Source organism: Mesorhizobium sp. CA10, from assembly GCF_020165285.1.
Lineage (GTDB): Bacteria > Pseudomonadota > Alphaproteobacteria > Rhizobiales > Rhizobiaceae > Mesorhizobium.
Genome location: NZ_JAIUHV010000005.1, coordinates 312690 through 338199 on the forward strand (window position 1 = coordinate 312690; position 25510 = coordinate 338199).

At 63.2% G+C, this 25510-nt stretch carries 27 protein-coding genes; 18 read left to right on the plus strand and 9 right to left on the minus strand.

Translation table 11 applies throughout. The annotated features are described in order from the left end of the window. Nucleotides 1-82: 82 nt before the first annotated feature. The 3 genes from LB535_RS13860 (at nucleotide 83) to LB535_RS13870 (ending at nucleotide 2634) form a co-directional block, all read left to right on the plus strand. A complete protein-coding gene (locus tag LB535_RS13860; RefSeq protein WP_224632584.1) occupies nucleotides 83-1843 on the plus strand; it encodes a thiamine pyrophosphate-dependent enzyme in 1761 nt (586 codons plus the stop codon). A 42-nt stretch (nucleotides 1844-1885) separates the two neighbouring features. Then, nucleotides 1886-2179: a hypothetical protein gene (locus tag LB535_RS13865; RefSeq protein ID WP_224632585.1), complete on the plus strand. Its 294-nt coding sequence runs from the start codon at nucleotides 1886-1888 to the stop codon at nucleotides 2177-2179. Nucleotides 2180-2463: 284 nt separating this feature from the next. Continuing rightward, on the plus strand, nucleotides 2464-2634 hold the full coding sequence (locus LB535_RS13870; protein WP_224605617.1) for a hypothetical protein: 171 nt from the start codon (nucleotides 2464-2466) through the stop codon (nucleotides 2632-2634). 95 nt (nucleotides 2635-2729) lie between these two features. On the opposite strand, the gene LB535_RS13875 is transcribed toward LB535_RS13870, so the two are convergent. Together LB535_RS13875 and LB535_RS13880 are read right to left on the minus strand one after the other, a co-directional pair. Then, nucleotides 2730-3119: a hypothetical protein gene (locus LB535_RS13875; RefSeq protein WP_224632586.1), complete on the minus strand. Its 390-nt coding sequence runs from the start codon at nucleotides 3117-3119 to the stop codon at nucleotides 2730-2732. 133 nt (nucleotides 3120-3252) lie between these two features. Then, on the minus strand, nucleotides 3253-3567 hold the full coding sequence (locus LB535_RS13880) for a hypothetical protein (RefSeq protein ID WP_224632587.1): 315 nt from the start codon (nucleotides 3565-3567) through the stop codon (nucleotides 3253-3255). 150 nt (nucleotides 3568-3717) lie between these two features. On the opposite strand from LB535_RS13880, the gene LB535_RS13885 reads away from it, so the two are divergent. Continuing rightward, the gene (locus tag LB535_RS13885; protein ID WP_224632588.1) at nucleotides 3718-3921 is read left to right on the plus strand and encodes a DUF2934 domain-containing protein; all 204 of its coding nucleotides are present in this window, start codon (nucleotides 3718-3720) and stop codon (nucleotides 3919-3921) included. A 169-nt stretch (nucleotides 3922-4090) separates the two neighbouring features. Here LB535_RS13885 and LB535_RS13890 read toward each other — a convergent pair whose 3' ends face one another. Beyond that, nucleotides 4091-4693, minus strand: coding sequence for a diguanylate cyclase (locus LB535_RS13890; RefSeq protein ID WP_224632589.1), 603 nt, complete (start codon nucleotides 4691-4693; stop codon nucleotides 4091-4093). A 456-nt stretch (nucleotides 4694-5149) separates the two neighbouring features. On the opposite strand from LB535_RS13890, the gene LB535_RS13895 reads away from it, so the two are divergent. After that, nucleotides 5150-5725 (plus strand): response regulator, encoded by a 576-nt coding sequence (locus LB535_RS13895; protein WP_224632590.1) that lies wholly within the window; start codon nucleotides 5150-5152, stop codon nucleotides 5723-5725. A 52-nt stretch (nucleotides 5726-5777) separates the two neighbouring features. Here the strand turns inward: LB535_RS13895 and LB535_RS13900 are convergent, their stop codons facing one another. Beyond that, complete coding sequence (locus tag LB535_RS13900; RefSeq protein ID WP_224632591.1) at nucleotides 5778-6209, minus strand: hypothetical protein; 432 nt, start codon at nucleotides 6207-6209, stop codon at nucleotides 5778-5780. Between the two features lie 327 nt (nucleotides 6210-6536). Between LB535_RS13900 and LB535_RS13905 the strand changes: the two genes are divergently transcribed. From LB535_RS13905 to LB535_RS13915, 3 genes are read left to right on the plus strand one after another with little or no spacing between them, the layout of a single operon-like run. Beyond that, nucleotides 6537-7586 carry a chemotaxis protein CheB gene (locus tag LB535_RS13905; protein WP_224632592.1) on the plus strand — a complete coding sequence of 350 codons (1050 nt, stop codon included), beginning with the start codon at nucleotides 6537-6539 and terminating at the stop codon, nucleotides 7584-7586. Further along, complete coding sequence (locus tag LB535_RS13910) at nucleotides 7540-11112, plus strand: CheR family methyltransferase (protein ID WP_224632593.1); 3573 nt, start codon at nucleotides 7540-7542, stop codon at nucleotides 11110-11112. Before LB535_RS13905 ends, LB535_RS13910 begins: the two co-directional genes overlap by 47 nt. Before the next feature lie 34 nt (nucleotides 11113-11146). Continuing rightward, nucleotides 11147-11521, plus strand: coding sequence for a response regulator (locus LB535_RS13915; protein WP_224601089.1), 375 nt, complete (start codon nucleotides 11147-11149; stop codon nucleotides 11519-11521). Nucleotides 11522-11532: 11 nt separating this feature from the next. On the opposite strand, the gene LB535_RS13920 is transcribed toward LB535_RS13915, so the two are convergent. Beyond that, entirely contained in the window at nucleotides 11533-11895 is a 363-nt protein-coding gene (locus LB535_RS13920; RefSeq protein WP_224632594.1) for a response regulator, read from the minus strand. Between the two features lie 302 nt (nucleotides 11896-12197). Next, on the minus strand, nucleotides 12198-12692 hold the full coding sequence (locus LB535_RS13925) for a DUF6894 family protein (protein WP_224632595.1): 495 nt from the start codon (nucleotides 12690-12692) through the stop codon (nucleotides 12198-12200). Nucleotides 12693-12901: 209 nt separating this feature from the next. Between LB535_RS13925 and LB535_RS13930 the strand changes: the two genes are divergently transcribed. Beyond that, nucleotides 12902-13225, plus strand: a complete 324-nt coding sequence (locus tag LB535_RS13930; RefSeq protein ID WP_224632596.1) for a hypothetical protein — start codon at nucleotides 12902-12904, stop codon at nucleotides 13223-13225. Between the two features lie 345 nt (nucleotides 13226-13570). On the opposite strand, the gene LB535_RS13935 is transcribed toward LB535_RS13930, so the two are convergent. Both LB535_RS13935 and LB535_RS13940 read right to left on the minus strand, forming a co-directional pair. Further along, entirely contained in the window at nucleotides 13571-13777 is a 207-nt protein-coding gene (locus LB535_RS13935; protein ID WP_140542319.1) for a hypothetical protein, read from the minus strand. A 226-nt stretch (nucleotides 13778-14003) separates the two neighbouring features. Further along, the gene (locus LB535_RS13940; protein ID WP_140833344.1) at nucleotides 14004-14276 is read right to left on the minus strand and encodes a hypothetical protein; all 273 of its coding nucleotides are present in this window, start codon (nucleotides 14274-14276) and stop codon (nucleotides 14004-14006) included. Between the two features lie 189 nt (nucleotides 14277-14465). Between LB535_RS13940 and LB535_RS13945 the strand changes: the two genes are divergently transcribed. From LB535_RS13945 to LB535_RS13985, 9 genes are all read left to right on the plus strand, one after another. Then, nucleotides 14466-15572, plus strand: a complete 1107-nt coding sequence (locus tag LB535_RS13945) for an NAD-dependent epimerase/dehydratase family protein (RefSeq protein ID WP_224527699.1) — start codon at nucleotides 14466-14468, stop codon at nucleotides 15570-15572. Then, complete coding sequence (locus tag LB535_RS13950; RefSeq protein ID WP_224632597.1) at nucleotides 15569-16642, plus strand: NAD-dependent epimerase/dehydratase family protein; 1074 nt, start codon at nucleotides 15569-15571, stop codon at nucleotides 16640-16642. Before LB535_RS13945 ends, LB535_RS13950 begins: the two co-directional genes overlap by 4 nt. After that, nucleotides 16639-17931 carry a TIGR04295 family B12-binding domain-containing radical SAM protein gene (locus LB535_RS13955; protein WP_224632598.1) on the plus strand — a complete coding sequence of 431 codons (1293 nt, stop codon included), beginning with the start codon at nucleotides 16639-16641 and terminating at the stop codon, nucleotides 17929-17931. Before LB535_RS13950 ends, LB535_RS13955 begins: the two co-directional genes overlap by 4 nt. Nucleotides 17932-17954: 23 nt before the next feature. Beyond that, a complete protein-coding gene (locus LB535_RS13960; protein WP_224632599.1) occupies nucleotides 17955-19016 on the plus strand; it encodes a glycosyltransferase family 4 protein in 1062 nt (353 codons plus the stop codon). A 2-nt stretch (nucleotides 19017-19018) separates the two neighbouring features. Next, entirely contained in the window at nucleotides 19019-20146 is a 1128-nt protein-coding gene (locus LB535_RS13965) for a glycosyltransferase (RefSeq protein ID WP_224632600.1), read from the plus strand. Continuing rightward, nucleotides 20143-21237 (plus strand): glycosyltransferase, encoded by a 1095-nt coding sequence (locus LB535_RS13970; RefSeq protein WP_224551593.1) that lies wholly within the window; start codon nucleotides 20143-20145, stop codon nucleotides 21235-21237. The genes LB535_RS13965 and LB535_RS13970 overlap by 4 nt, the downstream gene beginning before the upstream one ends. Then, nucleotides 21234-22343: a glycosyltransferase gene (locus LB535_RS13975; protein WP_224632601.1), complete on the plus strand. Its 1110-nt coding sequence runs from the start codon at nucleotides 21234-21236 to the stop codon at nucleotides 22341-22343. The genes LB535_RS13970 and LB535_RS13975 overlap by 4 nt, the downstream gene beginning before the upstream one ends. 23 nt (nucleotides 22344-22366) lie before the next feature. Further along, the gene (locus tag LB535_RS13980) at nucleotides 22367-23401 is read left to right on the plus strand and encodes a UDP-glucuronic acid decarboxylase family protein (protein WP_140844590.1); all 1035 of its coding nucleotides are present in this window, start codon (nucleotides 22367-22369) and stop codon (nucleotides 23399-23401) included. 114 nt (nucleotides 23402-23515) lie between these two features. After that, nucleotides 23516-23665, plus strand: a complete 150-nt coding sequence (locus LB535_RS13985; RefSeq protein ID WP_224544254.1) for a hypothetical protein — start codon at nucleotides 23516-23518, stop codon at nucleotides 23663-23665. On the opposite strand, the gene LB535_RS13990 is transcribed toward LB535_RS13985, so the two are convergent. Further along, complete coding sequence (locus LB535_RS13990; RefSeq protein ID WP_224632602.1) at nucleotides 23666-25414, minus strand: hypothetical protein; 1749 nt, start codon at nucleotides 25412-25414, stop codon at nucleotides 23666-23668. It lies immediately after the preceding gene. Between the last annotated feature and the right edge of the window lie 96 nt (nucleotides 25415-25510).

Here is a 25510-nt window from a genome sequence, read left to right on the forward strand (position 1 = left end):
TTGTGACCGCCGGCCCGGCCCGATCCGACGAGGGAACCAACGGTGGTCTTGCCGGTTCGGAAGCCAACAGCGGAGCCTCGCCATGCCCAACGCAGCCGAAATCCTCGTCGACACCCTGATTGCCTGGAACGTCGAAGTCGTGTTCGGCCTGCCCGGCGACGGCATCAATGGCGTCATGGAGGCGCTGCGCAAAAACCGGGACAGGATATCCTTCGTCCAGGTGCGGCATGAGGAATCGGCCGCTTTCATGGCTTGCGCCTACGCCAAATGGACAGGCAAGCTTGGCGTGTGCCTCGCAACGTCGGGGCCCGGCGGTACTCACCTTCTCACCGGCCTCTACGACGCCAAGCTCGACCAGGCGCCGGTGCTGGCAATTACCGGCATGCAGTTTCATGACCTGATCGAGACATTCACGCAACAGGATGTCGATCTCACCCGCGTCTTCAACGACGTCAGCGTCTACAACGTCCAGGTCTCGGACGCGGCGCATATGGAGAATGTGGCAAGCCTCGCCTGCCGCACCGCGCTCGCCCGCAAGGGCGTCGCCCATCTTTCAATCGCCAGCGATATCCAGGAACAGCCCGCCGACGCGGCCAAGCGATCCAAGCGCAACCGGCCGGCGCACACGCCGCAGGGCATGTTCGCTCCTCACTGCGTCGCGCAAGACGGGGAGTTGGACAAGGCCGCGGCCATTCTCAACGACGCAGCGCGCGTGGCGATCCTTGCGGGGCGCGGAGCGATCGGCGCAGCAGCCGAGCTTGAAGAATCGGCGCGGCTGTTGCAGGCGCCGGTCGTCAAGGCGCTGCTGGGCAAGGCGGTGCTGCCGGACGACCATCCTTACACCACTGGCGGCATCGGCATTCTGGGCACCTTGCCATCGCAGGAGGCGATGGAAACATGCGACGCCGTCCTCATTGTCGGCTCGACCTTTCCCTACATCGAGTATTACCCGCGGCCGGGCAAGGCGCGTGGCGTCCAGATCGATTGCGATGCGCAGCGCATCGGCCTGCGCTTTCCGGTCGAAGCCGGTCTGGTCGGCGATGCGGCGGAGACCTTGCGCGCCCTCAACAAGCGGCTGAAGCAGAAAGCTGACGGCGAGTTCCTGGCGACGGCGCAAGGCTCGATGCGCAAATGGCGCGAGATGATGCGCCAGTCGGAAGACGACTTGGCTCATCCTCTCAAGCCGCAACGCGTCGCGCGCGCCTTCGGCGAACGTCTTGCGGAGAATGCGATTCTGGCCACCGATTCCGGCCAGAACACGGAGCTTGCCGCCCGTCATGTCGATCTCCGCGCGGGGCAAGCCTTTGGCGTTTCCGGTGCGCTTGCCTCCATGTCCTGCGGCCTCAGCTATGCGATTGCCGCCGGCATAGCCTTTCCCGGCCGCCCTATCGCGGCGATCGTCGGCGATGGCGGGCTCGCCATGCAACTGGGCGAGTTTTCGACGGCCGTGCGCTATGGCATTCCGCTGAAACTCCTGGTCATCAAGAACAACATGCTGAACCAGATCGCCTGGGAGCAGATGATGTTCCTCGGCAATCCCCAATTCGGCTGCGAGCTGCAGCCGATCGATTTTGCCAAGGCCGCCGAGGCGATGGGTGGAAAAGGGTTCAGCATCGAGCGGGCGGAGGAGGTCGAGCGCGTGCTCGACCAGGCTTTCGCCGCCAGCGGGCCGGTGATCATAGAAGCGCTCGTCGACGCCTATGAGCCGATGATGCCGCCGAAAATGCCGCCCGATTACGCCAAGAACTTCCGCAAGGCGCTGCCTCGGACTCCGGGCCGCGACCAGATCGAGGAAAACGTCGCGCAGGAGCCAGCCAAGACGATGATGGAGGCCGGCGAATAGGCGGGAATTCTGACCCTCGACCTTTCCCGCCAGCGCCGTCGAATGGTCGATGTTCATCTCGGCGGCGGCGGCACCCCGGATCGGGAAATCCTGGCGGCGATGCGGCAGATTCCGCGTGAAGTCTTGATGGACCGGGCTACGAGGAATGGTCGTCAGGGAAACCAGCGCCCGAAAGCCAAAAATCCGAGCGACGCTGATATGGGAGAACGATCCCGCATCGGCACCTCTAAGGGCACTTTCAAGGAGCCATGGCGGGACACGGTCGAAGGCGATGTGAAACGACTCCAACATCGCGGCCGGCATCGACCCGAGGCAGAAAGTTCGAACAACAAATAAGCCTAGTTGTTCTATGACGCGCATTCGATATGGCAGCATTGTTGGTTTCAGGTGTAATCGACAAGAAGTTATGGATAGCGCCTGCCACTCTGGAACATCGACAGGGATTTCTTGTTTGAGACATATCGCAATCTGGCGATCAAACAGGAGACTTCCCCATGATTAGACTTCTCTCGGCTTCGGCTGTCGCAATTGTCCTGGCTACATCCGCAATGGCCCAATCCAGCGGCTCTGGAACCAGTGGCAACGGGTCTGGAACAGGCACCACGACCGGAACCAACGGCATGAACAACAACGGCAATGGCGGCACGGTCGATCCAAACGCCACAAACAGCACGACCACAGCACCGTCCGGCGGCATGGGCGACCGGTGCAAGGACGCGGCTGGCAACGATATCGACAACAATACCGCTAGCGGCAACACAACATCCAACATGCAGAATTGCAACAAGTAGGCGTTTCGCGCCTGTAGCTTTCGCACACCGAGGAGGTCCGCCTGTGTCGAGGACGGGCCTTCTTGGTCACGATTTGGGATACTAACCGCTGCGCCTCACATCCCGCGGTCCGGAACATAAAGGCAGAAGGAGTGCTGGGAACTGGTGTCGCCCCCGGGCTTGCACTCGTGAAAATATTCGTCGCGTGATCGCTTGATGCGGTGGTCGCTGTAGGGGATCAGCTCGCCGGTCGAGAGTTGGTAGCCGTATTTCGTCTCTTTCACGTCCGAAGGTGGAGCCTGATAGCAATCCACTCCGGCGCAGCAGGAAGGATCGTACTGCCAGCCCGCCGGCGCCTGGTGCGCCGATGCCGGGGCACAAAGAGAACCTGCCAAGAGGCTTGCCGGCAAAACCAGCCAAGCCGTCGTTCGGCGCTGAACGGGCGGGCGACACGTCATCGCGCCCGCTCGTTTCCGGAAATGCATGCTGGGGGCTTTTCTGTTCATCGTCGGTCCGCCGTTTTACAGCAACCGGATGGTCTCGGAGCCTGGCTACTCGCCGCCTCAATGCCGGAACCGGCGGAGACGATTGCTACCGAACTTAGAATTCAAAGCTATGTTCCAGGGGGCGCGCCGCCGTTCATTTCTTTACATACGCGCCGGGCTGACGGCCGCTCCTGGGCGCCTTGGCGTCCTTGGAATGCTCCGCGACAGCGGGACCGGCCCCTGAGCTCTTTTCCGTCGCCGTGCTTGGCGTCGGCTGTCGCGGCGGATTGCGGCCCTCAGATTGACGGGTCTTGTCCTCGACCTCGCCCTGCTTGCGGCTGAGGCCCGGATCGACATGGGGCCTTTCATTGCCGGCGGCGTCCTGGGAAAATTCGTCGCTCGGATCCGGATCGGTGTTGGCGGGATATTTCGTGGCGCCGGTCTCGCGACGGTTCTGACTGTTCTTCATGACTCTGTCTCCGGTTGGATGAAAGATAACACCGGCGCGGGAGCGGCGTTCCCAACTGCCGGGCAGTCCGTTTCAAGTCCGGTGGAACAAACCTCCAGGCATTCGATTAGGCGCAGACAATGCAGTTCAGCCGTGCGAGAGGAGCCAGGCATGGACAGGGAAGAACGCATCAGGCAACGCGCTCATGAGATCTGGGAGCGTGAAGGCCGCCCCGAGGGCCGTCAGCAGGAACACTGGGATGAAGCCGTCCAGGAGATCGAGTCGGAAGGTTCGGAAGTCGAGCGCGGTCCGGTGGCACCCGATCCCGCGGTTGGCGCCGGCTCTGATCCGGCCGCCAACAGGCCAGGCGGCTGAAGCAGGTCGGCCCGGGGATGCGTCGTATCCTAATTGCTCTCGGCATTCTGGTGATCGTTCTGGTCGCCGTTTGGGTCTGGGCTGACCAAAACGGCAGGCGCCCGAGCGGCGGCGCCCAGCAACCCTCGCCGCACGCTATCGACCAGAACGGCTGAGAGGACAGCCAGCCTCAGCGCGTCGCCGTGTCGCCGGGCTCATGCCGCCTCGCCTTGTCAGGCACCAACCGGCCCGAGTTGGCGCGCAGGCCTCTGAAGAACTCCTCCACATAGGGCAGCAGCTCGAACAGCACGATCACGGTCATCACGGCGGCAATGTATATCACCGGCAGTTGCTGTTCTTTCCAGGTCAAGTCGAAGCGCGCCCTTTCCGTTCCGGCGCCGAACAGCGCCAGGAATTGGCCCCAATGCAGCGCCACCACGATGACCAGCCCCATCAGCGGAATCATTTCCAGAAAGCTGTGCACGTGCTGCTCGACGGGGCTCACCGTGCGGGCCGTGGTCGCATAGCGCACGTCCCATATCGCCGTCGCTTCGTGAATGAAGAAGGTGACGATCATCACGGCGATGACCAGGGCGTTCACCTCCAGGAACATTGCCGCAAGCAGCGGGATTCCAACCTCGGCGAACATCAGCAAGTGAATGAGCGATTCCTTCGCACCGGTCGTCGATTCGATGTGGGTGGCGCGATGGCAGAGCCAGTCGGCAAAGCCCGCAACCAGCCAGACCGGCAGGATGAAATACATCAGGATGAGGACCATGGGATCGGCCAGCACGCCGCAGCTCCCTGCCTGCCGCCGTTCGCGTCGCGCTTGAACTTTGCAGCCTCGCGATCGAGCACGTTCGGCTCGTTGCCGTATTCAGGATCAGCGCCAGCGCCAACCCGCTTGGAATTCTCGTTCTTTCGGCAAGGTCGCGGATACGGTCGGTATCTTGGCGCTCGCTGTCTTCCCCTGGAAGCTTCGCCCTGCGGCGTCATGGGTCATCGTTCCCGGCCGACTCCCGCCTGGTATCGAACCGCCGGTCTGCGGAATGGTTCCAGAGCTGTCAGATCCGGCGCAGCGAACCGCCGGAACGGTTCACCCATCGCCGCGTTCTACCAGTTGGCTTCCCTGTGACCTCATGGATACACGCGCCGGTATCGACGCGACATGCCCCGCGACTGAGGTCTCACCAACGTCAGAATATGAACTAAGGAGCTTCGTGTGCGAAACCTCAGGGGACTTCACCTCTTGATCGCGGAGGACGAGTGGCTGCTGGCCAGCGATCTGGCGACCTTCTTCGCTGGGATGGGCGCTATCATCCTCGGACCGGCAGCGACAGTGGAGCAGGCCGGGCGACATGCAAAAGCGGCGGACGCAGCGATTCTGGATGTCAACCTGCATGGTCGCCTCGTCTTCCCGGTCGCGGACGAATTGATGCGGCGCAACGTGCCCTTCGTCTTCTTCAGCGGTTATGACGAGATCGCCATCCCCGAGCGTTTGCGTTTCGCGAGCAGCCTGAGCAAGTCCTCGAACGGCGCCGTCGTGGTCGATGCGCTGTTCCCGCCGGAACCCTTTGCGGAGCCGGTGACCGTCGCGCAGCCGACGCCCCCGGCGGAGGACGTCGTTGCGCTGCTCCCCAAGCTCCGGCTCACCGCGCGTCTGCTGCTGGACGATGCCGGCGCTTCCGACCGCCTTGTCGAGCACACTTTGGAGCAGGCGCTTGAAGATATCGACAAAAGGCCCGCCGGGTCATCGATCGCCGACTGGCTGAACACCATCATGCGCAAGATAGCGCGGCTGCGCGGAGCTTGTCTGCTGCACTAATCGCAGGCAGCCGAGCCGCCGGCGACCTGCGCTCGCCTGGCGACCAGCATTCTCAATGCGTCAGGCGGCTTCTGAGCCAGGCAAGGATCCGGTTGCCTTTTATGATCCGACGGACCCGCGCGGCAGCCCAGCTGGCCTGCATCGTCGCGCCGGTATGGCAACTGCACACGACGTCATGCAATTGCCAATCGGACAATTCGAAAAAGCGCTTCGCCTCGCCGTAGGTGTCGGACTGCAAACCGGCCGCGCGCAGCAACGGATCATCGAAAGCAACCGCGAGCGGCGATCCGTCCGCCCGCACCTGTTCGCGAACCTCGGGATCGACATATTCGGTGCCCGTCAGCGCGGAGAGACACCGAAGCGGATTGCGGTCCAGCAGTTCCGCCCACCGCTCGATCCGCTGCGTTCTCGTGGCAAGGGGGATCAATCCAAGCCGGTCGACGACCGCCACCGATTGAAGTTCATATGAGGTTTGATGCTTCATTGCTGTCTCCTGTGGTTTTGGCGGCGACATCTGTACAGCGGCGCGGCAGGCCTGCCGGGCCTGAAGCCCGCGCTTGCAAGAGACAGGCGCAGACCGATCAGGTGTTGCCCACCGATCTTCGACAAACGCCTGGCATGGCGTCTGAGGCGAACCCCAACTGCCAGTCATCCCCTATGTTCCCGCCATCCTTCGCGACGAGCCTGGCCGGCAGCGAACGGAACTTCGTGCAGGTTGCAGGGTTAAACATCTGACCTGTCGCTGAACCGCGATGATGCCGTCACCCCAACGGAACACTTCTTACAGCCCAGTTTGGAGGCTCGTAGCGGAATGGCCCGTTCCAAAGAATCCAACCATAACATCATCGTCATCGGCGCGTCGGCCGGCGGAATCGAGCCGTTGAAGCAGATCGTCGCCAACCTTCCGGCCGATCTGCCGGCGGCCATCTTTGTCGTGTTGCATATCGGCCAGGTCAGCTGCCTGCCGGAGATCCTGGACCGCGCGGGCACGCTCAAAACGCAGCCGGCAACGAACGGCGAAGAGTTCAGGACCGGCTGCATCTATGTCGCGCCGCCCGGGTTCCATCTTCTCCTTCACGATGATCATATGATGCTGCGGCGCGGCCCGCGCGAGAATCTTGCCCGGCCGGCCATCGACCCCTTGTTCCGCTCGGCGGCGCTGAGCTACGGCGCGAGCGTCATCGGGGTTCTGCTGTCGGGCGCGCTTTCCGACGGCACCGCCGGGTTGAGGGCCGTCAAATCAGTCGGCGGGCTGGCAGTCGTCCAGCACCCCAAGGACGCGCTGGTGCCGGCAATGATTGAAAGCGCGCTGCGCTATGTCGAGGTCGACCACTGCCTGCCCGCTGCCGAACTCGGCCCTTTGCTGGCAAAACTTGCGGTCGAGCCGGCCGGAGTATCCTTTCCTCCCCCGCCGGCGGTTAGATTGGAAGCGGCCATTGCCGCGCAGGAGCATTCGACGATGCAGGAAGCGGATCGACTTGGCGAATTGTCGGTGTTTACATGCCCGGAATGTCACGGGCCGTTGTGGGAGATCGAAGACGGTGACATGCTGCGCTATCGGTGCCATACCGGGCATGCCTTCACCACCGACGCGGTGATGGAGATGCAGGCGGTGGAGGCCGAAGAGATCCTGTGGAGCCTGCTCCGCTCGCATCAGCAGCGGGCAGAGTTTGCCAAGCGTATGGCAGAGCGGGAGCGGGCGAAGCGCCGCTCCGGACTCGCCGCCGAAATGGGCAGGCGGGCGAAGGAATATGAGGCGGATGCCGCTGTGATCGAACGCATCCTCGAAAGCAGGCGGGTTCAGGTAAGGGGCAATGGCGAAGTCAGCGCGGAAGGCAAGTACTCACAAGGCAAGGGTTAGTTCGGGCGACGACGAAAAACAGCCGGCGTCCTTCCCCATTGTCGGCATCGGCGCATCGGCGGGTGGCATCGCTGCATTGCGGAGCTTTTTTCCCGAAGTGCCCGCCGACAGCGGCTTCGCCTATGTCGTCATCCAGCATCTCGACGCCGAGCATGAAAGTGCGCTTGCCAGCATCATCCAGCGCTCAACCGCGATCGCAACGCAAACAGTTGCCGAAAGCGTAGAGGTCAAACCCGACAACATCTATGTGATCCCGCCAGGTGTTTCGGTGAGGATTGAAGAGCGGCGCTTTCACTTGGTCAAGATCGCGGCCGCGCGCGACAGACGGGCGCCGATCGACGATTTCTTCATCTCGCTTGCGCAGGAGCAGGCCGAGAACGCCGCCGGGATCATTCTTTCCGGAACCGGCAGTGACGGCACCGTCGGCTTGAGGGCCATCAAGGAGCGCGGCGGACTGACGCTTGCGCAAGAGAGCGCCGAATATGACGGCATGATGCGCAGCGCCGTCCAGAGCGGCTTGGTCGACATGGTGGTTCCGGCTGAGGAGATGGCCGGCAAGCTGGTCAGCTATTTCACCCACGCGAGCCGCACCGAAACCGAGCGGGACCGGCGCAAGCGCGAAGTGACCGAACAGCTTTCGCGCATCGCCGCCCTGCTTCGCTCGCGCACAGGACATGATTTCAGCGGCTATAAGGACAACACCATTTTGCGGCGCATCCAGCGCCGCATGCTGGTGCTGCAGATCGACGATCCCACCGTCTTCTACCAGCGGCTACGCGAGGACCCGCAGCAGGTCGATCTTTTGTTCCAGGACCTGCTGATCGGCGTCACCAGCTTCTTCCGCGACCCGCAGGCTTTCGACGCTCTCGAGCGTGTGGTCATTCCCCGGCTGTTCGAGAACCGCAAACCCAGCGAGACGATCAGGGTATGGGTGCCGGGCTGCGCCACAGGCGAGGAAGCCTATTCGATCGCCATGCTCTTGAAGGAGAACGCGCCGCGCGGCGCCGCCTCGCCTAACCTACAGATCTTCGCCACCGACATCGACGAGCGCGCGCTGGAAGTAGCGCGCGCCGGCCGCTACTCGGCGACGATCGCGCCGGACATAACGCCGAAGCGGCTGAAGGAGTTCTTCTCGCGCGAGGACGGCACATACCGAATTTCCGCCGACCTGCGGGAGATCTGCCTGTTTTCGGTGCACAATCTCTTGCGCGATCCGCCCTTTTCGAAGCTCGACCTGATCGCGTGCCGCAACCTTTTGATCTATATGGGCCCGGAACTGCAGGAAAAGATCGTCCCGATCTTTCACTACGCCTTGCGCAACAACGGCTATCTCCTTCTCGGTTCCTCGGAGAACGTCACGCGCCATCCACAGCTGTTCTCGACGGTGGATAAGACAAGCCGCATCTTCCAGAGGCGCAACGGGGCCACCGCACATCGGTTGCCGGAATTCCCGCTTGTTACAGCGGCGAGATCGACGGATCCAAGTGCGCGCCGGCGGGCAACGGCCGGAACCCTGCAGGAAATCGCGGAGCGTTTGCTCGTCGAGCGCTATTCGCCGGCCTATGTGATCGTGAATGCCGCCGGCGAGATGATGCACAGCTCAGGCGGCACGGGCAAATATCTGGAGCTTGCTGCCGGCGCCCCCAGCCACAACGTTTTTTCCATGGCGCGTCGCGGGTTGCGCATGGATCTGAGGGCCGCTCTCCACAAGGCTGTAAGCACCGGACAGGTGGCGGTCCAGAATAAGATCAGCATCGGCACCAATGGCGGGCGTCAGACGATCAGCCTGGCTGTGCAGCCGCTGCCGGGCGATGGTTCTTCCGACCCCCTCTTTATGCTGGTCTTCCGGGATGTCGGCGGGATCAAGCCGGAAGCCGAGGACGAGGCCGTCCACACAACCGACGATGTCGAAAGCGCCAATGTCAGTCAGCTCGAAAGGGAGCTGAGGGAAACCAAGGAGCGTCTGCAGATTACGACGGAGGAGCTCGAATCCTCCAATGAGGAGCTGAAATCCTCGAACGAGGAGCTTTCCTCGATCAACGAGGAGCTGCAGTCGTCCAACGAGGAACTGGAAACCTCGAAGGAGGAACTCCAGTCGATCAACGAGGAGTTGCACACCGTCAATGCCGAGCTCAGTCTGCGCGTCGATGAGCTCACCCGCGCCAACAACGACATGGCGAACCTGCTCGAAAGTACGCAAATCGCCACCATCTTCCTCGACCGCGACCTCTGCATCAAGAACTTCACACCGACCGCGCGCGACCTGTTCCGGCTGGTGGAAAGCGATGTCGGACGGCCGCTGGCGCATGTCCGTCCGCGCTTCGCGGCCGACGGCCTGCAGGCCGACATGGAACAGGTGCTGCAAAGGCTTGGCACGATCGAGCGGCAGGTCGATGGCATGGACAACGGCCAAAGCTATATCATGAGGGTGCTGCCCTACCGGACAGTCGACAATATCATAGCCGGCGTCGTCGTCACCTTCGTCGACGTCACCCAGATCACGCAGGCCGAGAAAAGGATCGGCGCACTCTCGCATGACCTGCGCAACCGCGGCGAAAGCCTCGGAACCCTGCTCGATCTCGTGCCGATCGGCATCTTCATCGCCGAGGATGGCGCCGGCGTGGAGATCCGCGCCAACCGGCGCGCGGCGGAGCTGTTGGGTCGGCCCGCTACCGGCACCAAGCTGATATCCGTGCCCGCAATCCTGCCGCTGACGCTCAATGGAACCAAGGTCGGCACCGACGACCAGCCGCTGCTCAAGACAATGCGCACCGGCAAGGCAATTCCCGGCTATGAAGCGAGTATCCAGCATGAAGACGGTACCGCAATCGACGTCATGATGTCGGCCAACCCGCTGTTCGACGAAAAGGGCAAGGTCCGCGGCGCCATCGCGGCGCTGGTCGACATATCCAGCCACAAGGAGGCCGAGCGCAGCCAGGAAAGGCTGCTGCATGAATTGCAGCACCGCGTGAAGAATATCCTGGCCACGGTCACCGCGCTGACGTCCCGCATGGTTCGCACATCCAGTTCGATGAGCGATTTTTCCACATCCTTCCAGCAGCGGCTGCAGGCAATGGGTCGAACGCACGACGTGCTGTCTTCCTACAACTGGACAGATGCCGATCTCGAGCAGTTGCTGCGGGCAGTGCTGTCGCCCTACAGCAGCAAGGAGCGCCAGAATATCATCATCCTCGGAAGCCCTTTGCAGCTGGGCGCGAGCGCGGCCGCAACACTCGGCATGGTGTTCTTCGAACTTGCCAGCAATGCCGCGAAATACGGAGCCCTATCGACAGAGGACGCTCGCGTCGAAGTAGCCTGGAACACCGACAAACCGGGCATTCTGTCAATCCGCTGGAGGGAAATCGACGGACCTGTCGTCGAAGAGCCGCCAAAGCGGAATTTCGGAACGAGCTTCATCCAGCAAAGTTTGGAGTACGAGCTGGGAGGGAAGGTCGATCTGAGGTTCGAACGCTCCGGACTGGAATGCGACATAGAAATTCCGCTGGCGTCAGGCACAGGTCGCTGACATTTGCCGCTGAGCAATGAGGAGTGGACACAACATGCTCTTGTCCGGCCTGAATGTCCTTGTGGTCGAGGACGTATTTGTGCTTGCGGAGGACCTCGCCGACCAGTTGACCCAAGCAGGATGCACAGTGATCGGCCCGGCACCCACGGTCAGACAGGCGCTTGCACAAATCGAGGGCGTTGCTCTGGACGGAGCCGTGCTGGATGTGAATCTTCGAGGCGAGCAAAGCTTTCCCCTGGCCGAGCATCTCACGCTCGGCGGTGTCCCTTTCATTTTCCTCACCGGCTACGACAGCGTCACCGTCTTTCCCGACCGGTTTCGCGACAAGCCCAAGCTGTCGAAGCCAGTCGATTACAACCTGTTGATCGAAGCGGTGTCGCGGTTCCGCAAGAGCGATGCGCCGGACTGAGAAAGCCTCACCTACGACATGGTGCGATCGCCTATCAACCGGCTCGCAAGCTCGACCAGATGCTGGATCGGCGCAGGCTTCAGCAGAAAAGGCGCGCCATGGAAGACAGGCGACTGGAAGGCCGGATCGTAGCCCGAATGCACGACGAAAGGCACACCCGCCTCCTTGAGGCGAGCGGCGGCGGTCCCCCTTTGGCCGTCGAGCAATTGGATGTCGATGATGGCCAGATCGGGCTGGTTGTCATCCAGCCAAGTCGCGGCTGCCCGTTCCGAGGCCACGCAGGCCACCTCGTAACCGAGCGCCCTTAAGCCATCCGCCACATCGCAAGCGATCAGATATTCGTCTTCAATGATCAGTGCCAGGGGCGCTTGCATGACGATCTCCTCTGGCACGCTTACCTCCTCCTGGCAAACGGCTTGTTGTACTCCGCCGGCCCGGGAAGCGCACGAGGTTTCGCCCGCAAACGGCTGCGCGGCTGCCGATAGGATTCGGGCCGGCTTGGTCCAAGCCTGCGTCCTCGCTCCGGCCGAATTGAATCACGTCGAGGTCTGACAAGGCCGCGCGGGCCTCGAACAGGCGAAGAAATTCCGGCCTCAGCCCATCGCCCCGGGCGGCGGCAATCGCGTGCAGGGGCATAAAGGTCTTTATCGTCCGATCCTTCACTTACTTGCCTCCATCACAATGCGGCGGCCTTTTCCCGCCTTGCCTCATCGAAATCGACCGACAAGATTACATCGCCGTCGCCGCCGCGAACCCGAACCGCCCAGCCCTCCCGCCGAGCTTCGGCAGCCGGATCGTCGAGAAGATCGATCGCCGAGCGCAGCGCTTCATCGTGAACAGCTTCGAGGTTGGGCAATTCCACCCCTTCAAGCCGCCTCAAACTGCCACCGTCGCGATATTCGAATGTGTAGAGATCCTGGCCCACGTCGGTTGGCCTCTCGACGGCGGGCCGGACGGCATCCACGGACCCGTCCTGGCTGCCTTGCGCAGACCGGCCGCCGAACGCAGCGCACTGAATCATCAACTCTTTGGCGCGATGGACAAGCGCGGCATCGCCGGGCAACGGGTCGGACACAACCATGGTGACAGCGATCTTTTCCCCGCCCTCGCCGAGAAATTCGACCGTCACGTTTCCAGGACCGGCATGTATCGCTGTGTCGAGAACTTGCATTCCTGCCTCTTCGTCTTCCTGTCGAGGATACAAAGCTCCCCTGCTCCTGAAAGTTCCGCCGGAGTTCACGAATCGACTTGGATAGCAGCGCCCGACATCCCGCAACGCTAGCGATGAACTCGAAGGCAGCGCCCTGTTCGATATCCGTCTTAAAGGCGCGGTTGGAACAGCGGGGCCGGAAGCAGGTTTGGAAATAAAGGAGGCGCCGAATGTCACCCAACCAACGCACGCCCGCCGAAGCCCGCGGCGAAATCCAGGCCGGCAGGACGCAGGACAAGACCCCTGGGTTCGACCCTGCGGCGGCGCCGCAGGAGACGGATGCCGAGGCCGGCGATGTCCCGACTTCCGCCAAGCCGGCAGGGCTGCGCGAACCGAGCTTCACCAACCAGGCAAGCTTTGCCAACGCGATGCGGCCGCCAGAGAACGCGCCCGGCCTGCAGCCGCGCAGGAACGGCCCGGTGCTGGTGATCGTGGCGCTGGTCGTCCTGGCCGCGGTTGGGTTTCTGCTCGCCGCGATCTTCCGCCAGGTATGAAAGGAACATCGTTCCCCGTCCCAGGTTTGATAGCGCAAGGAGGTAATTGTGATGCCGCGCTTGAGAAGTTTGTTTCGTCATCTATGGCGCTGGAAAGCGCAGCCGACCACGAACCCGTCTCCGGTGGACGCCATCGTGCGGCTGCTCCGCGAAGCCGAAAAGCAAGGCAGATCCCGGCGTTCGGGATAATGGCTGAAAGCGTCCCTCGGCTAGTGCGTTTCACCGTTTCACGGAAACGGCGAAACGCCCTATCTCTTTGTTTTTTAAGCAATTCCGGACGGAAAACCGCTCACACTTTTCCTGTAATTGCTCTAGCGTCTCCGGCGGATCGAGCGGTCGCCGCAGTCAGTCCTCGTCATAGATATGCTCGTGGATGATGCCGAGGATCTGCAGCTTTACCGTTTCGCGGGCCTCCGGCCGCACGAAGGGCATCAGAAGGTCGACCGTCTCCTCCACCCGCCGCGGCAGGTCGGCGCTCGGATCGCTCAGATAACTGCCATGGGCGTACAGGTTTTCGGTCAGCTTCTTGTTCAGGTCGGAAAAGAGTCCCATGGTCATTGCTCCTTGCTGATCCAACAGCCGGAGCGCCCACGCGGTTCCCACTGCCGACGCCATTCGGGAACCACGCGCCGGGGATGGCTAAGATCTTGGAGCGACGCCCAGGCCGACGGCCAGTCGCTCGATTGAGCTCAGCGGAATATATGCGGCAGCCTGACCCCGCCTGCCGCGCGCCATTATAGGGCCTCCTCCCCTCCAACGGCGCCAGGTTTTCGGCCTCTCAACCTTTCTGGCTGCGCTCGACGAATTTGTTGAAGCGGCTCGTTCCACCGCTGCCGGCTTTATCCTGATGCAGGAAGGCGAGATCGTTCTCGTCGAAGATGCGGAAGAATTCGTCCCATTCGATTGGCTCGAGCGTGTCTTCGGGCTCGCCGAAGTCGATGCGCAGAATGCCGCCCTTGCCTTTCGTGCGAACGACAGCCGGCTGGCCATTCCGTTCTTCTACCCACTTGCGGATTTCGTCGTGGTTGGTGGTCGTCTTGGCCTCGGACATGGACTTTCCTTTCTGCAGCGGGGACCGATGAGCGGTCCTAACGGCAGCCAACAGGCAATGTTCCAGATGGTGGAATGGCTCCCTGTCGAAGCTGCGGCGCCTCCTGCGACGGGAACTTTGTTGAAGCAGGGAACAAACCTTTTGCCGCGCAGTTCGGGGCGCCGAAGCAAAGTCCGCAAGGGAGTCATCGTGAAACGTGTATTGGTTACGGGAGGTTGCGGCTTCATCGGCCGCCACGTCGCCCAGGAACTCACCGACCATGGTTATCAGGTGCGCCTGCTCGATGCGCTTGTCGATCAGGTGCACGGCGCCGAAGCCATCAACCTCCCTGCGGGGGCCGACCTGATCAAGGGCGACGTGCGCGACCGCGACACTGTCGCCGAAGCGGTTTCCGACGCCGATGCCGTGATCCATCTGGCGGCCGAGGTTGGCGTCGGCCAGTCCATGTACGAGATCGCCCGCTATGTCGGCGCGAACGATCTCGGCACCGCGGTGCTGCTGGAGACATTGATCAAGCATCCGGTCGAGCGGATCGTCGTGGCGTCTTCCATGAGCATCTATGGCGAAGGCCTCTATCAGACTCCGGACGGCGAGCGGATCGACAATGCGCGCCGAAAGCCTGCCGATATAAAGGAGGGCCGCTGGGATTTGGTATCGGCGACCGGCCAAGCACTGTCGCCTCTTCCGACGGACGAGGAGAAGCGGCCCGATCTCGCCTCGATCTACGCGCTGACCAAATATGCGCAGGAACGCGCGGTGCTGATCTTCGGCCAGGCCTACGGCGTCGATGCCGTTGCACTGCGCCTGTTCAACGTATTCGGCGCCGGACAGGCGCTTTCCAATCCCTATACCGGGGTCCTCGCCAATTTCGCTTCGCGCCTCGCCAACGGCAAACAGCCGACGATCTTCGAGGACGGCGAGCAGAAGCGCGATTTCGTCCATGTGCGCGATGTCGCCACCGCGTTCCGCCTGGCGCTGGAGCAACGCCAGGCAGCCGGCCACGCCATCAACATCGGCAGCGGCCGCGCCTATTCGATCAGCGAGGTGGCCCGGCTGCTTGCCAAGGCCATGGGCGTTCCGAAGCGCCCCGCCGAAATTCTCGGCAAGGCGCGCTCCGGCGATATACGCAACTGCTTCGCCGACATTTCCAAGGCGCGCGAATTGCTCGGCTTTGAGCCGAAGCATCGACTGGAAGATTCGCTCGGCGAATTCGCGGCATGGGTTCGCAACAGCGTCGTTATCGACCGCGGCGCGGACATGCGGCGCGAGCTGGAAGAGCGGGGATTGGTCTCATGACCCAGGGCCACCGGCATCCGCGCAAGGCACCGATAGCCGTCATTGGCGGCAGCGGCTTCATCGGCTCCAACCTGGCCGACAGCCTGCTATCCGACGGCGAGCCCGTGCTGGTCGTCGACAATCTCAGCCGCCCCGGCGTCGAGCAGAATCTCGACTGGCTGGCGCAAAAGCACGGCGACAGGCTGAGCGCCAAAATCGTCGACATACGCGATGCCGGCGCACTGGCAGCGGCGCTGGCGCCGGCAAAGGCGATCTTTCACCTCGCCGCCCAGACCGCCGTGACGACCAGCCTGACCGATCCCGCGCAGGATTTCGACATCAACCTCAAAGGCACGTTCAACGTGCTGGAGACCGCTCGCAGCACCGGCGCCCCGGTAGTCTTCGCCAGCACCAACAAGGTCTATGGCAGCCTGCCCCAGATCGCGGTGCGGCAAACGGACGATCACTACGAGCCGCTCGACGAGAAGGTGCGTGCGAGCGGGGTCGATGAGAAGGTAGGCCTTGATTTCTGCACGCCCTATGGCTGCTCGAAGGGCGCGGCCGATCAGTATGTGCTCGACTATTCCAAATCCTACGGGCTGCCGACAGCGGTGCTGCGCATGAGCTGCATCTACGGGCCGCGCCAATTCGGCACCGAGGACCAGGGCTGGGTCGCGCATTTTCTTCTCAGCGTCTTGTCCGGCCGGCCGATTACCGTTTACGGCGACGGCAGGCAGGTGCGCGACATCCTGCATGTGTCCGATGCCGTAGCCGCCTATCGCGGCGTGTTGGCCAGGATTGAGGCCCTCAAGGGCCAGGCGTTCAACCTGGGCGGCGGCCCGAGCAATGCGGTCAGCCTGCGCGTGCTGCTGGCGGAGATCGCCGACATGACAGGCAGCGATGTCGCGCTTCGCCACGACCGCGAGCGCGTTGGCGACCAACCCTTCTTCGTCGCCGACACGCGCAAGCTGCAAGCAGCGATCGGCTGGCAGGCGCGTGTCCCATGGCGCGAAGGCGTCAGCGATCTCGCCAGCTGGCTGCTGCGGCATCGGCTCCAACCGCACCCCGAAGCCACGAGGTACGTCGCATGAAGGTAGCGCTGGTCAATCCTCATTGGACATACGAGCACAGCATCTATTTCGGCTGCCGCCAGCCGCATCTACCGCTGGAGCTTGGCTACTCGAAGGCGATGCTGGAAGCCGAAGGGCACGACGTGCTGATGCTGGACGGCTTGCTGCAAGGGCTGGACAACGCCGCGCTTGCGGAAAGCGTTGCGGCTTTCGCACCGGACATGACCGTCGTGACAACCGCGCCGACCTATCTGTTCTGGCGCTGCGCGCCGCCCGAGCTGCGCGTGCCGGCAGAATTCCTCAATCATCTCGCCGGGCGCGGCGGACGCACGGTGGCGGTCGGACCGCATGGCTCGGCGACGCCGGCGCCGACCCTGCGCAAGCTCGGCGTCGATGTCGTCGTGCGCGGTGAATGCGAGGAGGTCGTGACGGAGCTTGCACGGCAGAGCGACTGGAGCAAGGTTGCGCATACGGCCCGGCTCCAGGACGACTTTCCAGTGTGCAATGGCGGGGTGCATGCCAGCCCGTTCGTCGATCATCCTGCGCTCGCCTGGCCGTCCGACTGGATCGCCGCGCATGGCCACCACCACCACAGGTTCGATGCCCACCAGAAGGGCGCCGGCGCCGAGGTGGAAGCGTCGCGCGGCTGCCCCTATAATTGCAGCTTCTGCGCCAAGATCGATTTCCGCGATGCGTACCGGCGTAGGAAGCACGACGCCGTCATAGCCGAGATCGACGGTTTGATCGCTCAAGGGGTCGGCTACATCTATTTCATCGATGAAATCTTCCTGCCGCAGAAGGCGTTGCTGGAAGCGCTGGTCGACCGCGATATCCAGTTCGGTGTCCAGACCCGCATCGACCTGTGGAAGCCGGCCCTGCTCAAGTTGCTCGGCGAGGCCGGCTGCGTCTCGATCGAAGCCGGCCTTGAAAGCCTGACCGTCGAGGGCCGTGCGATGCTCGCCAAGCGATGCCGGCTCGACACCGAGGATCTGGCCGCGCTTTTGGTCGATGCCCGTCGCCATGTGCCTTTCGTTCAGGCCAATCTGATCGGCGTGGTCGAGGACGACCCGGCGCTGGTGGACCATTGGCGCAAGCACCTCATCGATCACGGCGTTTGGGCGAACGAGCCCGTGCCGCTCTATCCCTATCCGAGCTCGCCCAGCTACCGCGAACTCTGGGGCGAACCCGACGATATTGCCTGGGAGCGAGCGCATGAGCACTACCTCGCCTCCTTCCGATCCTTCAGCGACATCCAGGACCAGCGTCCGCATGCGCTGGCTGAGTTGGAGTCCTCATGCTGCAATCACTGATCCATCGTCCGCGGCGCATTCTGATGACGACCGACGCCGTCGGCGGAGTCTGGCGCTATTCGCTCGATCTGGCGCGAGAGCTGGCGGCCAGCGGCGACAGCATCGTGCTTGCCGGGCTGGGACCCGAACCTTCCCCCGAACAGGCCCGGGAGGCGCGGTCCTTCGCCACGCTGGTTTGGCTGAAATGCCCGCCGGACTGGATGACGCGCGACACGAAAGATCTCGACCGGTTGCCCAGCGAATTGCAGGAGCTTGCGTCGGACTATGCAATCAATCTCATACACCTCAATGCGCCGGCGCAGGCAGCCGGTCTCGAACTGACTTGTCCGATCGTCGCGGTATCGCATTCCTGCGTGGTCACATGGCTGCACGCAGTGCGGGCGCAAATGCCCGAGGGTGATTGGGCTTGGCAACGAGAGCGCAACCGGGCGGGATTCGACCGCGCCGAAGCCATTGTCGCGCCGAGCCGAAGCCATGCCGCCATGCTCGGAGCCTGCTACGGCCCGATCGCGGGCTTGAGCGTCGTCCACAATGGCGCGCTCCCCGGCCCGGCAGGCGCGCATCGCGAGTCCTTCGTTCTCGCTGCCGCCCGCTGGTGGGATGAGGGTAAAAACGGGTTGGCGCTCGATGCCGCGGCTGCCTTGTGTGGCCCTCCCGTTTTCGCCGCAGGCGAAACGGAAGGCCCGGACGGACAGCGCCTGTTCTTCGACAATTGCATCTCGCTCGGCTCGATCAGCCATTCAGAGGTTCGGCAATTGATGGCGCGGGCCAGCATGTTTGTCTCGCCGTCCATCTACGAGCCTTTCGGGCTGGCCGCCCTGGAGGCAGCCTCTGCGGGCACCCCCCTGGTGTTGGCGGACATCGCCACCTACCGCGAGATTTGGGACGGAGCAGCGACGTTCTTCGACGCGCGCGATCCCCACGCGCTTGCCGGCTGCATCGCCATGCTCTCACGTGACGAAAGCTTGCGGCGCCATTTCGGTCAGCGCGCCGCCCGACGGGCGCGTAAATTCTCGCTCAGCGCCCAGACGGCGCGGATGCGAGAGGTCTACGATCGGGCGGCGACGGCCATGGCAGGGCTTTGACCATGCGCTTCCTGTTTTACACCCACTCCGCCGTTTCCGACTGGAATCACGGCAACGCGCATTTCCAGCGCGGCATCATGCGCGAGCTCGTCGCGCGCGGACATGAGGCGGTCGCGCTGGAACCCGCCGACGGCTGGAGCCGATCGAATCTGCTCGCCGAGCAAGGCCCTTTCGCTGTCGAGCGCTTCCGCAAGGATTTCCCGGAGCTGATGGCGCTGACCTATGGCCCCGGCTTCGCACACGAAGCCTGGCTCGCCGGCGCGGATGTCGTGATTGTCCACGAATGGACGGACAAGGATCTTGTCGCGCGCATCGGACAGGCGCGAGCCTATGGCAATTTCACGCTCCTGTTCCACGACACTCATCACCGCGCCGTATCGGCGACGCAGGCGATAGCGGCACTTCAGCTCGAGCATTATGACGGAGTGCTGGTCTTCGGCGAGGTGCTGCGCGAGAGCTATCTTCGCGCCGGCTGGGGCAAACGGGTCTTCACCTGGCATGAGGCGGCGGACGACCGGCTGTTCAAGCCGTGCCCGGATGTCGAGCCCGTCTCCGACCTCGTCTGGATCGGCAATTGGGGCGACGACGAACGCAGCGCCGAGATCGCCGAGTTCCTGATCGAGCCGGCGAGCGCTCTCGCGCTGTCGGGAACCGTGCACGGCGTGCGCTATCCGACCGACGCCCGAGCCGCGCTTGCCGAGGCAGGGCTGCGCTATGATGGCTGGATTGCCAATGCCGACGTGCCGAAGAGCTTCGCCCGGCATCGCGTCACCATGCACATCCCCCGCCGGCCTTATCGGGAGAGCCTGCCCGGCATTCCGACCATACGCATGTTCGAGGCGATGGCCTGCGGCATTCCGCTGGTCTCGGCGCCATGGTCGGATGTCGAAGGACTGTTCCGTGCCGGCACGGATTTCCTGTTCGCCCGGGACGGCGCCGAGATGCGGGGTCACCTTCGCGACGTGCTGAACGACAGTCAGCGTGCGGAGGCGCTGGCCGCGTCCGGTCGGGAAACCATCCTTGCGCGCCACACATGCCGGCACCGCGTCGACGAGTTGTTCGACATCCTCGCCGCATGCGGCAATCGCGGGGTCGCTGAAACCAAACCTGCAAGGGAGGCCGTCGCATGAAGATCGCCTTTTACGGATCGAGCCTTCTGTCGTCCTACTGGAACGGCGCGGCCACCTATTACCGGGGCTTGCTCAAGGCGTTGTCGAAGCGCGGCTATGACATCGTCTTCTATGAGCCCGATGTCTACGATCGCCAGAAGCATCGCGATATCGAGGCGCCGGACTGGTGCAGCGTCGTCGTCTATGAGCCGACAGCGCATGCGCTGATGCAGGTCGCCTCGCGCGCCGCGCAGGCAGACGTCGTGGTCAAGGCAAGCGGCGTCGGTTTCGAGGACGAGGCGCTGCTGCATGCGGTTCTCGACAACGCTCGCCCGGATGCGCTGACCGTATTTTGGGACGTCGACGCGCCGGCGACCCTAAGCGAGTTGCGCAATCATGCCGAGCACCCGCTGCATGAGGCGTTGAAGAGGATCGGCCTTGTGCTGACCTATGGCGGCGGCGATCCCGTGGTTTGGGACTATCGCGCGCTCGGCGCCGCGGAATGCGTGCCGATCTACAACGCGCTCGATCCTGAGACACATCATCCGGTCGCCGCGAATCCGCGCTTTGCCTGCGACCTGGCTTTCCTCGGCAACCGGCTGCCCGACCGCGAGGCGCGCGTCGATGCCTTCTTCCTCGATCCGGCCCGTGTGCTTGGCAGCCAACGCTTCCTGCTCGGCGGATCCGGCTGGGGCGACAAGCCCTTGCCGGCGAACGTTTCGTGGCTCGGCCATGTCGGTACGCGCGATCACAACGCCTTCAACGTGACGCCGAAGGCGGTGCTCAACATCAGCCGCGACAGCATGGCGGCCAACGGGTTCTCGCCCGCGACACGTGTCTTCGAAGCGGCGGGCGCGGGCGCATGCCTAATCACCGATGCGTGGCTCGGCGTCGAGTTGTTCCTGACCCCAGGCGAAGAGATCCTGGTCGCGCGGGACGGTGCCGACGTCGCCGAGATCGTGCGCACGCTGACCCCGAAACGGGCGAAGGCGATCGGCGCCGCAGCGCTGCGGCGCGTTCTGGCCGAGCATACCTACACGCTAAGAGCCCGCCTGGTGGACGACATCTTCAAGGCGCATTTCGAGCGCCGGGCAATGGAGGCCGCGGAATGACGAAACCGCTCGACATCGTTTTCCTCGGACTTTCGTTATCCTCATCCTGGGGCAACGGCCACGCGACGACTTTCCGGGGACTGCTGCGCGCGCTCAACGAGCTCGGCCATCGCGTCACCTTCCTCGAACGCGACGTGCCCTGGTACGCGCATCACCGGGACCTGCGCGACCCCGATTTCTGCGACTTGCGCTACTACCAGACAGTCTCGGAGCTGCCCCGCAATCATGGGCAGGAGTTGCAGCGGGCCGACGCGGTGGTGATAGGCTCCTTCGTGCCGGAAGGCAGGGCCATCATCGACGACCTCGCTTCGCTGTGCACTGGACAGTTCTGCTTTTACGACATCGACACGCCAGTGACGCTGGCGCGGGTTGCCGAGGACGATTGCGATTACCTTGCCCGTAGGCAGATCCCCTATTTCGACGTCTACTTCTCCTTCACCGGCGGACCGACGTTGCAGCGCCTCAGATCGGAGTTCGGCGCCCGCCGAACGGAGCCGCTCTACTGCTCGGTCGATCCAAAGCGACACCATCGCACCAGAGACGCGATCGAATGGGATCTCGGCTATCTTGGAACATACAGCGCCGACCGGCAGCTCGCCCTCGAAGCGCTACTGCTGGAGCCGGCGCGCCGCCTGCCGGAGCGCCGCTTCGTCGTCGCCGGCTCGCAATATCCGTCCGATATCGCCTGGCCGGACAATGTCGAGCGGATCGAGCACCTGCCGCCCACCGAACATGCCGCCTTCTACAGCCGCCAGCGTTACACGCTGAACCTTACGCGCGCGTCGATGATCGCGGCAGGATGGTCGCCCAGCGTGCGGCTCTTCGAGGCCGCTGCCTGCGGCACACCGATCATCAGCGACCGCTGGCCCGGTCTCGATAGCTTCTTCCCGGAATCGACGATCGAGACCGCAGCCAGTGCCGGCGACGTGCAGGAAATCCTCACAGCCAAATCGGAGCGGGCCAGACTCGATATGGCCCGTTCGGCACGCGAGGCGGTGCTTGCAAGCCACACCGGCGGCGCTCGGGCGCGTGAATTCGTTCAGGCTTTGACTCAGTCTGTCCATGCGCGCGCGGCGATCGATCTGAACGTGGAAAGTGCAGCATGAATAGCAGACAGGAGACTTTGCAGATGCGGCGATCAAGAAGGGTTCAGCAGACACAGACGGCGCTTGTCGCCGGCGGTGCCGGTTTCCTCGGTTCGCATTTATGCGAGGCCTTGCTTCACGAAGGGTATCGCGTCATATGCGTCGACAACTTTCTTACCGGCCGAATGGAGAATGTCAGCTCGCTGATCGGCCAAGCCCGGTTCCGGCTGATCGAGCAGGACGTTTGCGTCCCGCTGGAGCTCGGCGAGACTGTCGACCGCGTTTTCAACTTGGCCTGCGCGGCATCGCCGCCCCGCTACCAGGCCGATCCGGTCCACACCACGCGCACCTGTGTGATCGGAACGCTCAATCTGCTCGAGCTCGCCGCAAGCAACGGCGCCCGCTTCCTGCAGGCGTCGACCAGCGAAGTCTACGGCGATCCGGAACAGCACCCACAGCGCGAGGACTATGTCGGCCACGTCAACTGCACAGGGCCGCGCGCCTGTTATGATGAAGGCAAGCGCACCGCGGAGACGCTCTGCTTCGATTATCTGCGGGCCGAGATGGCCGATATTCGCATCGCCCGCATCTTCAACACCTATGGTCCCAGAATGGACCCGGCCGACGGCCGCATCGTGTCCAACCTGGTCATGCAAGCGATCGAGAAACGGCCGCTGACGATATTCGGCGACGGCCGGCAAACCCGGTCATTCTGCTATGTCAGCGACATGATCGAAGGATTGCGGCGCCTTATGGATGTCGATCCCAATCCGCGACAGCCGGTCAATCTGGGCAATCCCGGCGAGTTTTCGATCCTCGAACTGGCAAGGCTGGTTCGGGAACTGACCGGCACCAAATCGCCCGTGAAATTCCTGCCCTTGCCGCAGGACGACCCGCGCCGCCGGCGGCCCGACATAGGCCGCGCAAGGGCGCTTCTCGGCTGGTCGCCCAAGGTGCCTCTCAGGCAAGGCCTGCTGCAAACCATAGCCTTTTTCTCGAGCCTCGACGACCTCGCGATGGAGCCCATCGCTCCGGTCAACAGGACTGAGGCCGGAAAAGTTCGGAACCTTCAGCTCTGAGGCGGTGGCTTCTTTCGCCGTAGCGGAACAACCGACCGGGATTGCGGTTGGACATGACAACCGTCATGGAGAAGAACTGTGCAGCCGAAGCGACCAATCAAGGACATCGACCAGATGGCGGCCGCCGAAACCGCCGCGTTCCTGCGGCGAGCCTCCATCACCTATCTCGAATGTTGCGTCAGCCTCATGATGACACATCTGCAGCGCGAGGAAGTGGCCACAATTCTGGAACAGGAAGCGGACATGCTGCGCAGGCTGGACTGATCAGGTCCTCGCGCGCTCGATAAAACGCGAAAGCCCGGTTTCGTAGCGGTCGGCGGCGCGCGTGGCCCTTACCCGCTCATCGCCATGTGTCGACTGTCCGGCCATCGTCCATAGCCCAAGCTGAAAGGCGAGATAGCAGGGCTCCATGTAGTCCACCAAAGAAAGATCGACGGCACGCGACATTTGTGCCTCAATGCCTTGGATGAGCCGCGAAAGCTCGGCGGCGGAAAGCTCATATTCCACCGTCGCGCCTGCAATGTCCCAGGCTATGTCCTGACAGCCGACAATGTCGTGCGAGCGGCAATGGTCGACGGCGTCCGTCTTGAGCAGGGTTCCGTCCGGCCTAACCAGAAATTCCCACGGGTGCAGGCGTCCGTCGATCTCGATCCTCCGCAGGAAGGGATGTGAGGAGTGGCGGGCGAACCAACCCTTTAATGCTTCGGCCGGCCCTTCCCCCAAGGCTTCCCTGCAGTTTTGCACGGCCATGTCTGCAAGCCTCTCCAGCAACGCGCCGGCCTCTTCGGTCTGCAACGCGGCAGCGCGCCAGCCGAGATAGCGTCCAAGCCATTCGACCAGCAGGTCCCTGGCCAGCTCTGTCCGATCCAGCCTGTCCGCCTCTGTCCAACGCTCGATCAGGAAGCCGTGGCAGAGTCCGGCGGGCTGCGTTCCAAAACCGGCCCTGTGCACCGACCTCGCCGTGTGCAGCTTGTGCTGGCCGGTCCCGCCGAGACCGGCGAACTTGACCAACCAACGCTCCGTGCCCGCCCGTGCCATGAATTTTCGCCGCTCAAAGCCGGCAAACACCGGAGGCCAATGCTCCGGTGGCGTGGAAATATGCTTGCGCCATTCGCCGCCGGAAATCTCGCAGAGTTCGACATCGGCCTTGCCGAGCAGGTTCGCCACCCAGTGGCGAAGGTTCGGCGCGACGCATCCATCGAAGGCCGCTTCGAAATCCGCGACATGGCGCGAGCAGTGGCTCCAAATAGCCTGCATGTCTGCCGAAGCTTGCACGCCCGGCCCGCCGCGGTGGCTCGGGAACAGATGAATGCGCTCCTGGTCGATGCCCTGCCGGCGCAGCCAGGCAACGACAGCATGAAAGGAACTGCCGGAGAGGCCCGGACCTTCATCAACGATGGCAAATTTGGCATGAGGTCTGTCGCGCCAGCCGCCGAGGAGTTCGGGCGCGGCGCATATGTGGCGGCTAAACGGGTGCCCGATCGGCCGCACACTGACGGGCGGCGGCGCATGCAGCGCGGCGGCGACCATCGCCGCGAGGCCGAGACCGATGCCGCGGATCCCGATGACGCAGGTGTTTGCGTCGAGACCCGACTGCAGCGCCGCAAGCAGATAGGTTTCCGGATATAGCGCATAAAGCGCGTAGCCTTCGGCCGGGCCGGTAACAATTTCGCTGCTACAATCGATGGTGGCAAGCTTCGCAAGCAGCAACGGGTCGAGCGCTCCGCTCCGGACAAATCCTTGTCGCCAGGATCGCAGCACTTCCCCCGACAACTCGACGAGAATTTCCGACCCCAGCTTCTGTGTCGACGAATGGCAATCGGCACCCCTGGTGTCGAATTCCGCATCGGCAAGGCCTTGCACAAGTTCGGAGGCGCTGACGAAAAGATCGACCACGGCGGCGTGACGTTCGATACCGGCGGGCAGATCGCCGAGTGCTGCCGCTGCGGCCAAGGCAGCTTCCCTCAGCTGTTGTGCGCTGCGCGTTCGCTTGTGGTCGCCGAAGACGATCATGCGGCTCCTATCCCGCTGTCTGGCCGCCAACGCGAAGCGGCGCCTCTTTGATCCGAGATCCGGCTCAGCAATTTTTCGCGGCGCGAAGGAACATTC

What these genes read in the sequence shown, in the direction of transcription:
- LB535_RS13860 (WP_224632584.1), top strand. Translation starts at nt 83, where the DNA reads ATGCCCAACGCAGCCGAAATCCTCGTCGACACCCTGATTGCCTGGAAC.
- LB535_RS13950 (WP_224632597.1), top strand. Translation starts at nt 15,569, where the DNA reads ATGACCCAGGGCCACCGGCATCCGCGCAAGGCACCGATAGCCGTCATT.
- LB535_RS13875 (WP_224632586.1), bottom strand. Translation starts at nt 3,119, where the DNA reads ATGAACAGAAAAGCCCCCAGCATGCATTTCCGGAAACGAGCGGGCGCG.
- LB535_RS13915 (WP_224601089.1), top strand. Translation starts at nt 11,147, where the DNA reads ATGCTCTTGTCCGGCCTGAATGTCCTTGTGGTCGAGGACGTATTTGTG.
- LB535_RS13940 (WP_140833344.1), bottom strand. Translation starts at nt 14,276, where the DNA reads ATGTCCGAGGCCAAGACGACCACCAACCACGACGAAATCCGCAAGTGG.
- LB535_RS13955 (WP_224632598.1), top strand. Translation starts at nt 16,639, where the DNA reads ATGAAGGTAGCGCTGGTCAATCCTCATTGGACATACGAGCACAGCATC.
- LB535_RS13965 (WP_224632600.1), top strand. Translation starts at nt 19,019, where the DNA reads ATGCGCTTCCTGTTTTACACCCACTCCGCCGTTTCCGACTGGAATCAC.
- LB535_RS13910 (WP_224632593.1), top strand. Translation starts at nt 7,540, where the DNA reads ATGGCGAAGTCAGCGCGGAAGGCAAGTACTCACAAGGCAAGGGTTAGT.
- LB535_RS13970 (WP_224551593.1), top strand. Translation starts at nt 20,143, where the DNA reads ATGAAGATCGCCTTTTACGGATCGAGCCTTCTGTCGTCCTACTGGAAC.
- LB535_RS13985 (WP_224544254.1), top strand. Translation starts at nt 23,516, where the DNA reads ATGGCGGCCGCCGAAACCGCCGCGTTCCTGCGGCGAGCCTCCATCACC.
- LB535_RS13865 (WP_224632585.1), top strand. Translation starts at nt 1,886, where the DNA reads ATGGTCGATGTTCATCTCGGCGGCGGCGGCACCCCGGATCGGGAAATC.
- LB535_RS13885 (WP_224632588.1), top strand. Translation starts at nt 3,718, where the DNA reads ATGGACAGGGAAGAACGCATCAGGCAACGCGCTCATGAGATCTGGGAG.
- LB535_RS13920 (WP_224632594.1), bottom strand. Translation starts at nt 11,895, where the DNA reads ATGCAAGCGCCCCTGGCACTGATCATTGAAGACGAATATCTGATCGCT.
- LB535_RS13925 (WP_224632595.1), bottom strand. Translation starts at nt 12,692, where the DNA reads ATGCAAGTTCTCGACACAGCGATACATGCCGGTCCTGGAAACGTGACG.
- LB535_RS13905 (WP_224632592.1), top strand. Translation starts at nt 6,537, where the DNA reads ATGGCCCGTTCCAAAGAATCCAACCATAACATCATCGTCATCGGCGCG.
- LB535_RS13990 (WP_224632602.1), bottom strand. Translation starts at nt 25,414, where the DNA reads ATGATCGTCTTCGGCGACCACAAGCGAACGCGCAGCGCACAACAGCTG.
- LB535_RS13900 (WP_224632591.1), bottom strand. Translation starts at nt 6,209, where the DNA reads ATGAAGCATCAAACCTCATATGAACTTCAATCGGTGGCGGTCGTCGAC.
- LB535_RS13870 (WP_224605617.1), top strand. Translation starts at nt 2,464, where the DNA reads ATGAACAACAACGGCAATGGCGGCACGGTCGATCCAAACGCCACAAAC.
- LB535_RS13980 (WP_140844590.1), top strand. Translation starts at nt 22,367, where the DNA reads ATGCGGCGATCAAGAAGGGTTCAGCAGACACAGACGGCGCTTGTCGCC.
- LB535_RS13930 (WP_224632596.1), top strand. Translation starts at nt 12,902, where the DNA reads ATGTCACCCAACCAACGCACGCCCGCCGAAGCCCGCGGCGAAATCCAG.
- LB535_RS13880 (WP_224632587.1), bottom strand. Translation starts at nt 3,567, where the DNA reads ATGAAGAACAGTCAGAACCGTCGCGAGACCGGCGCCACGAAATATCCC.
- LB535_RS13975 (WP_224632601.1), top strand. Translation starts at nt 21,234, where the DNA reads ATGACGAAACCGCTCGACATCGTTTTCCTCGGACTTTCGTTATCCTCA.
- LB535_RS13935 (WP_140542319.1), bottom strand. Translation starts at nt 13,777, where the DNA reads ATGGGACTCTTTTCCGACCTGAACAAGAAGCTGACCGAAAACCTGTAC.
- LB535_RS13960 (WP_224632599.1), top strand. Translation starts at nt 17,955, where the DNA reads ATGACGACCGACGCCGTCGGCGGAGTCTGGCGCTATTCGCTCGATCTG.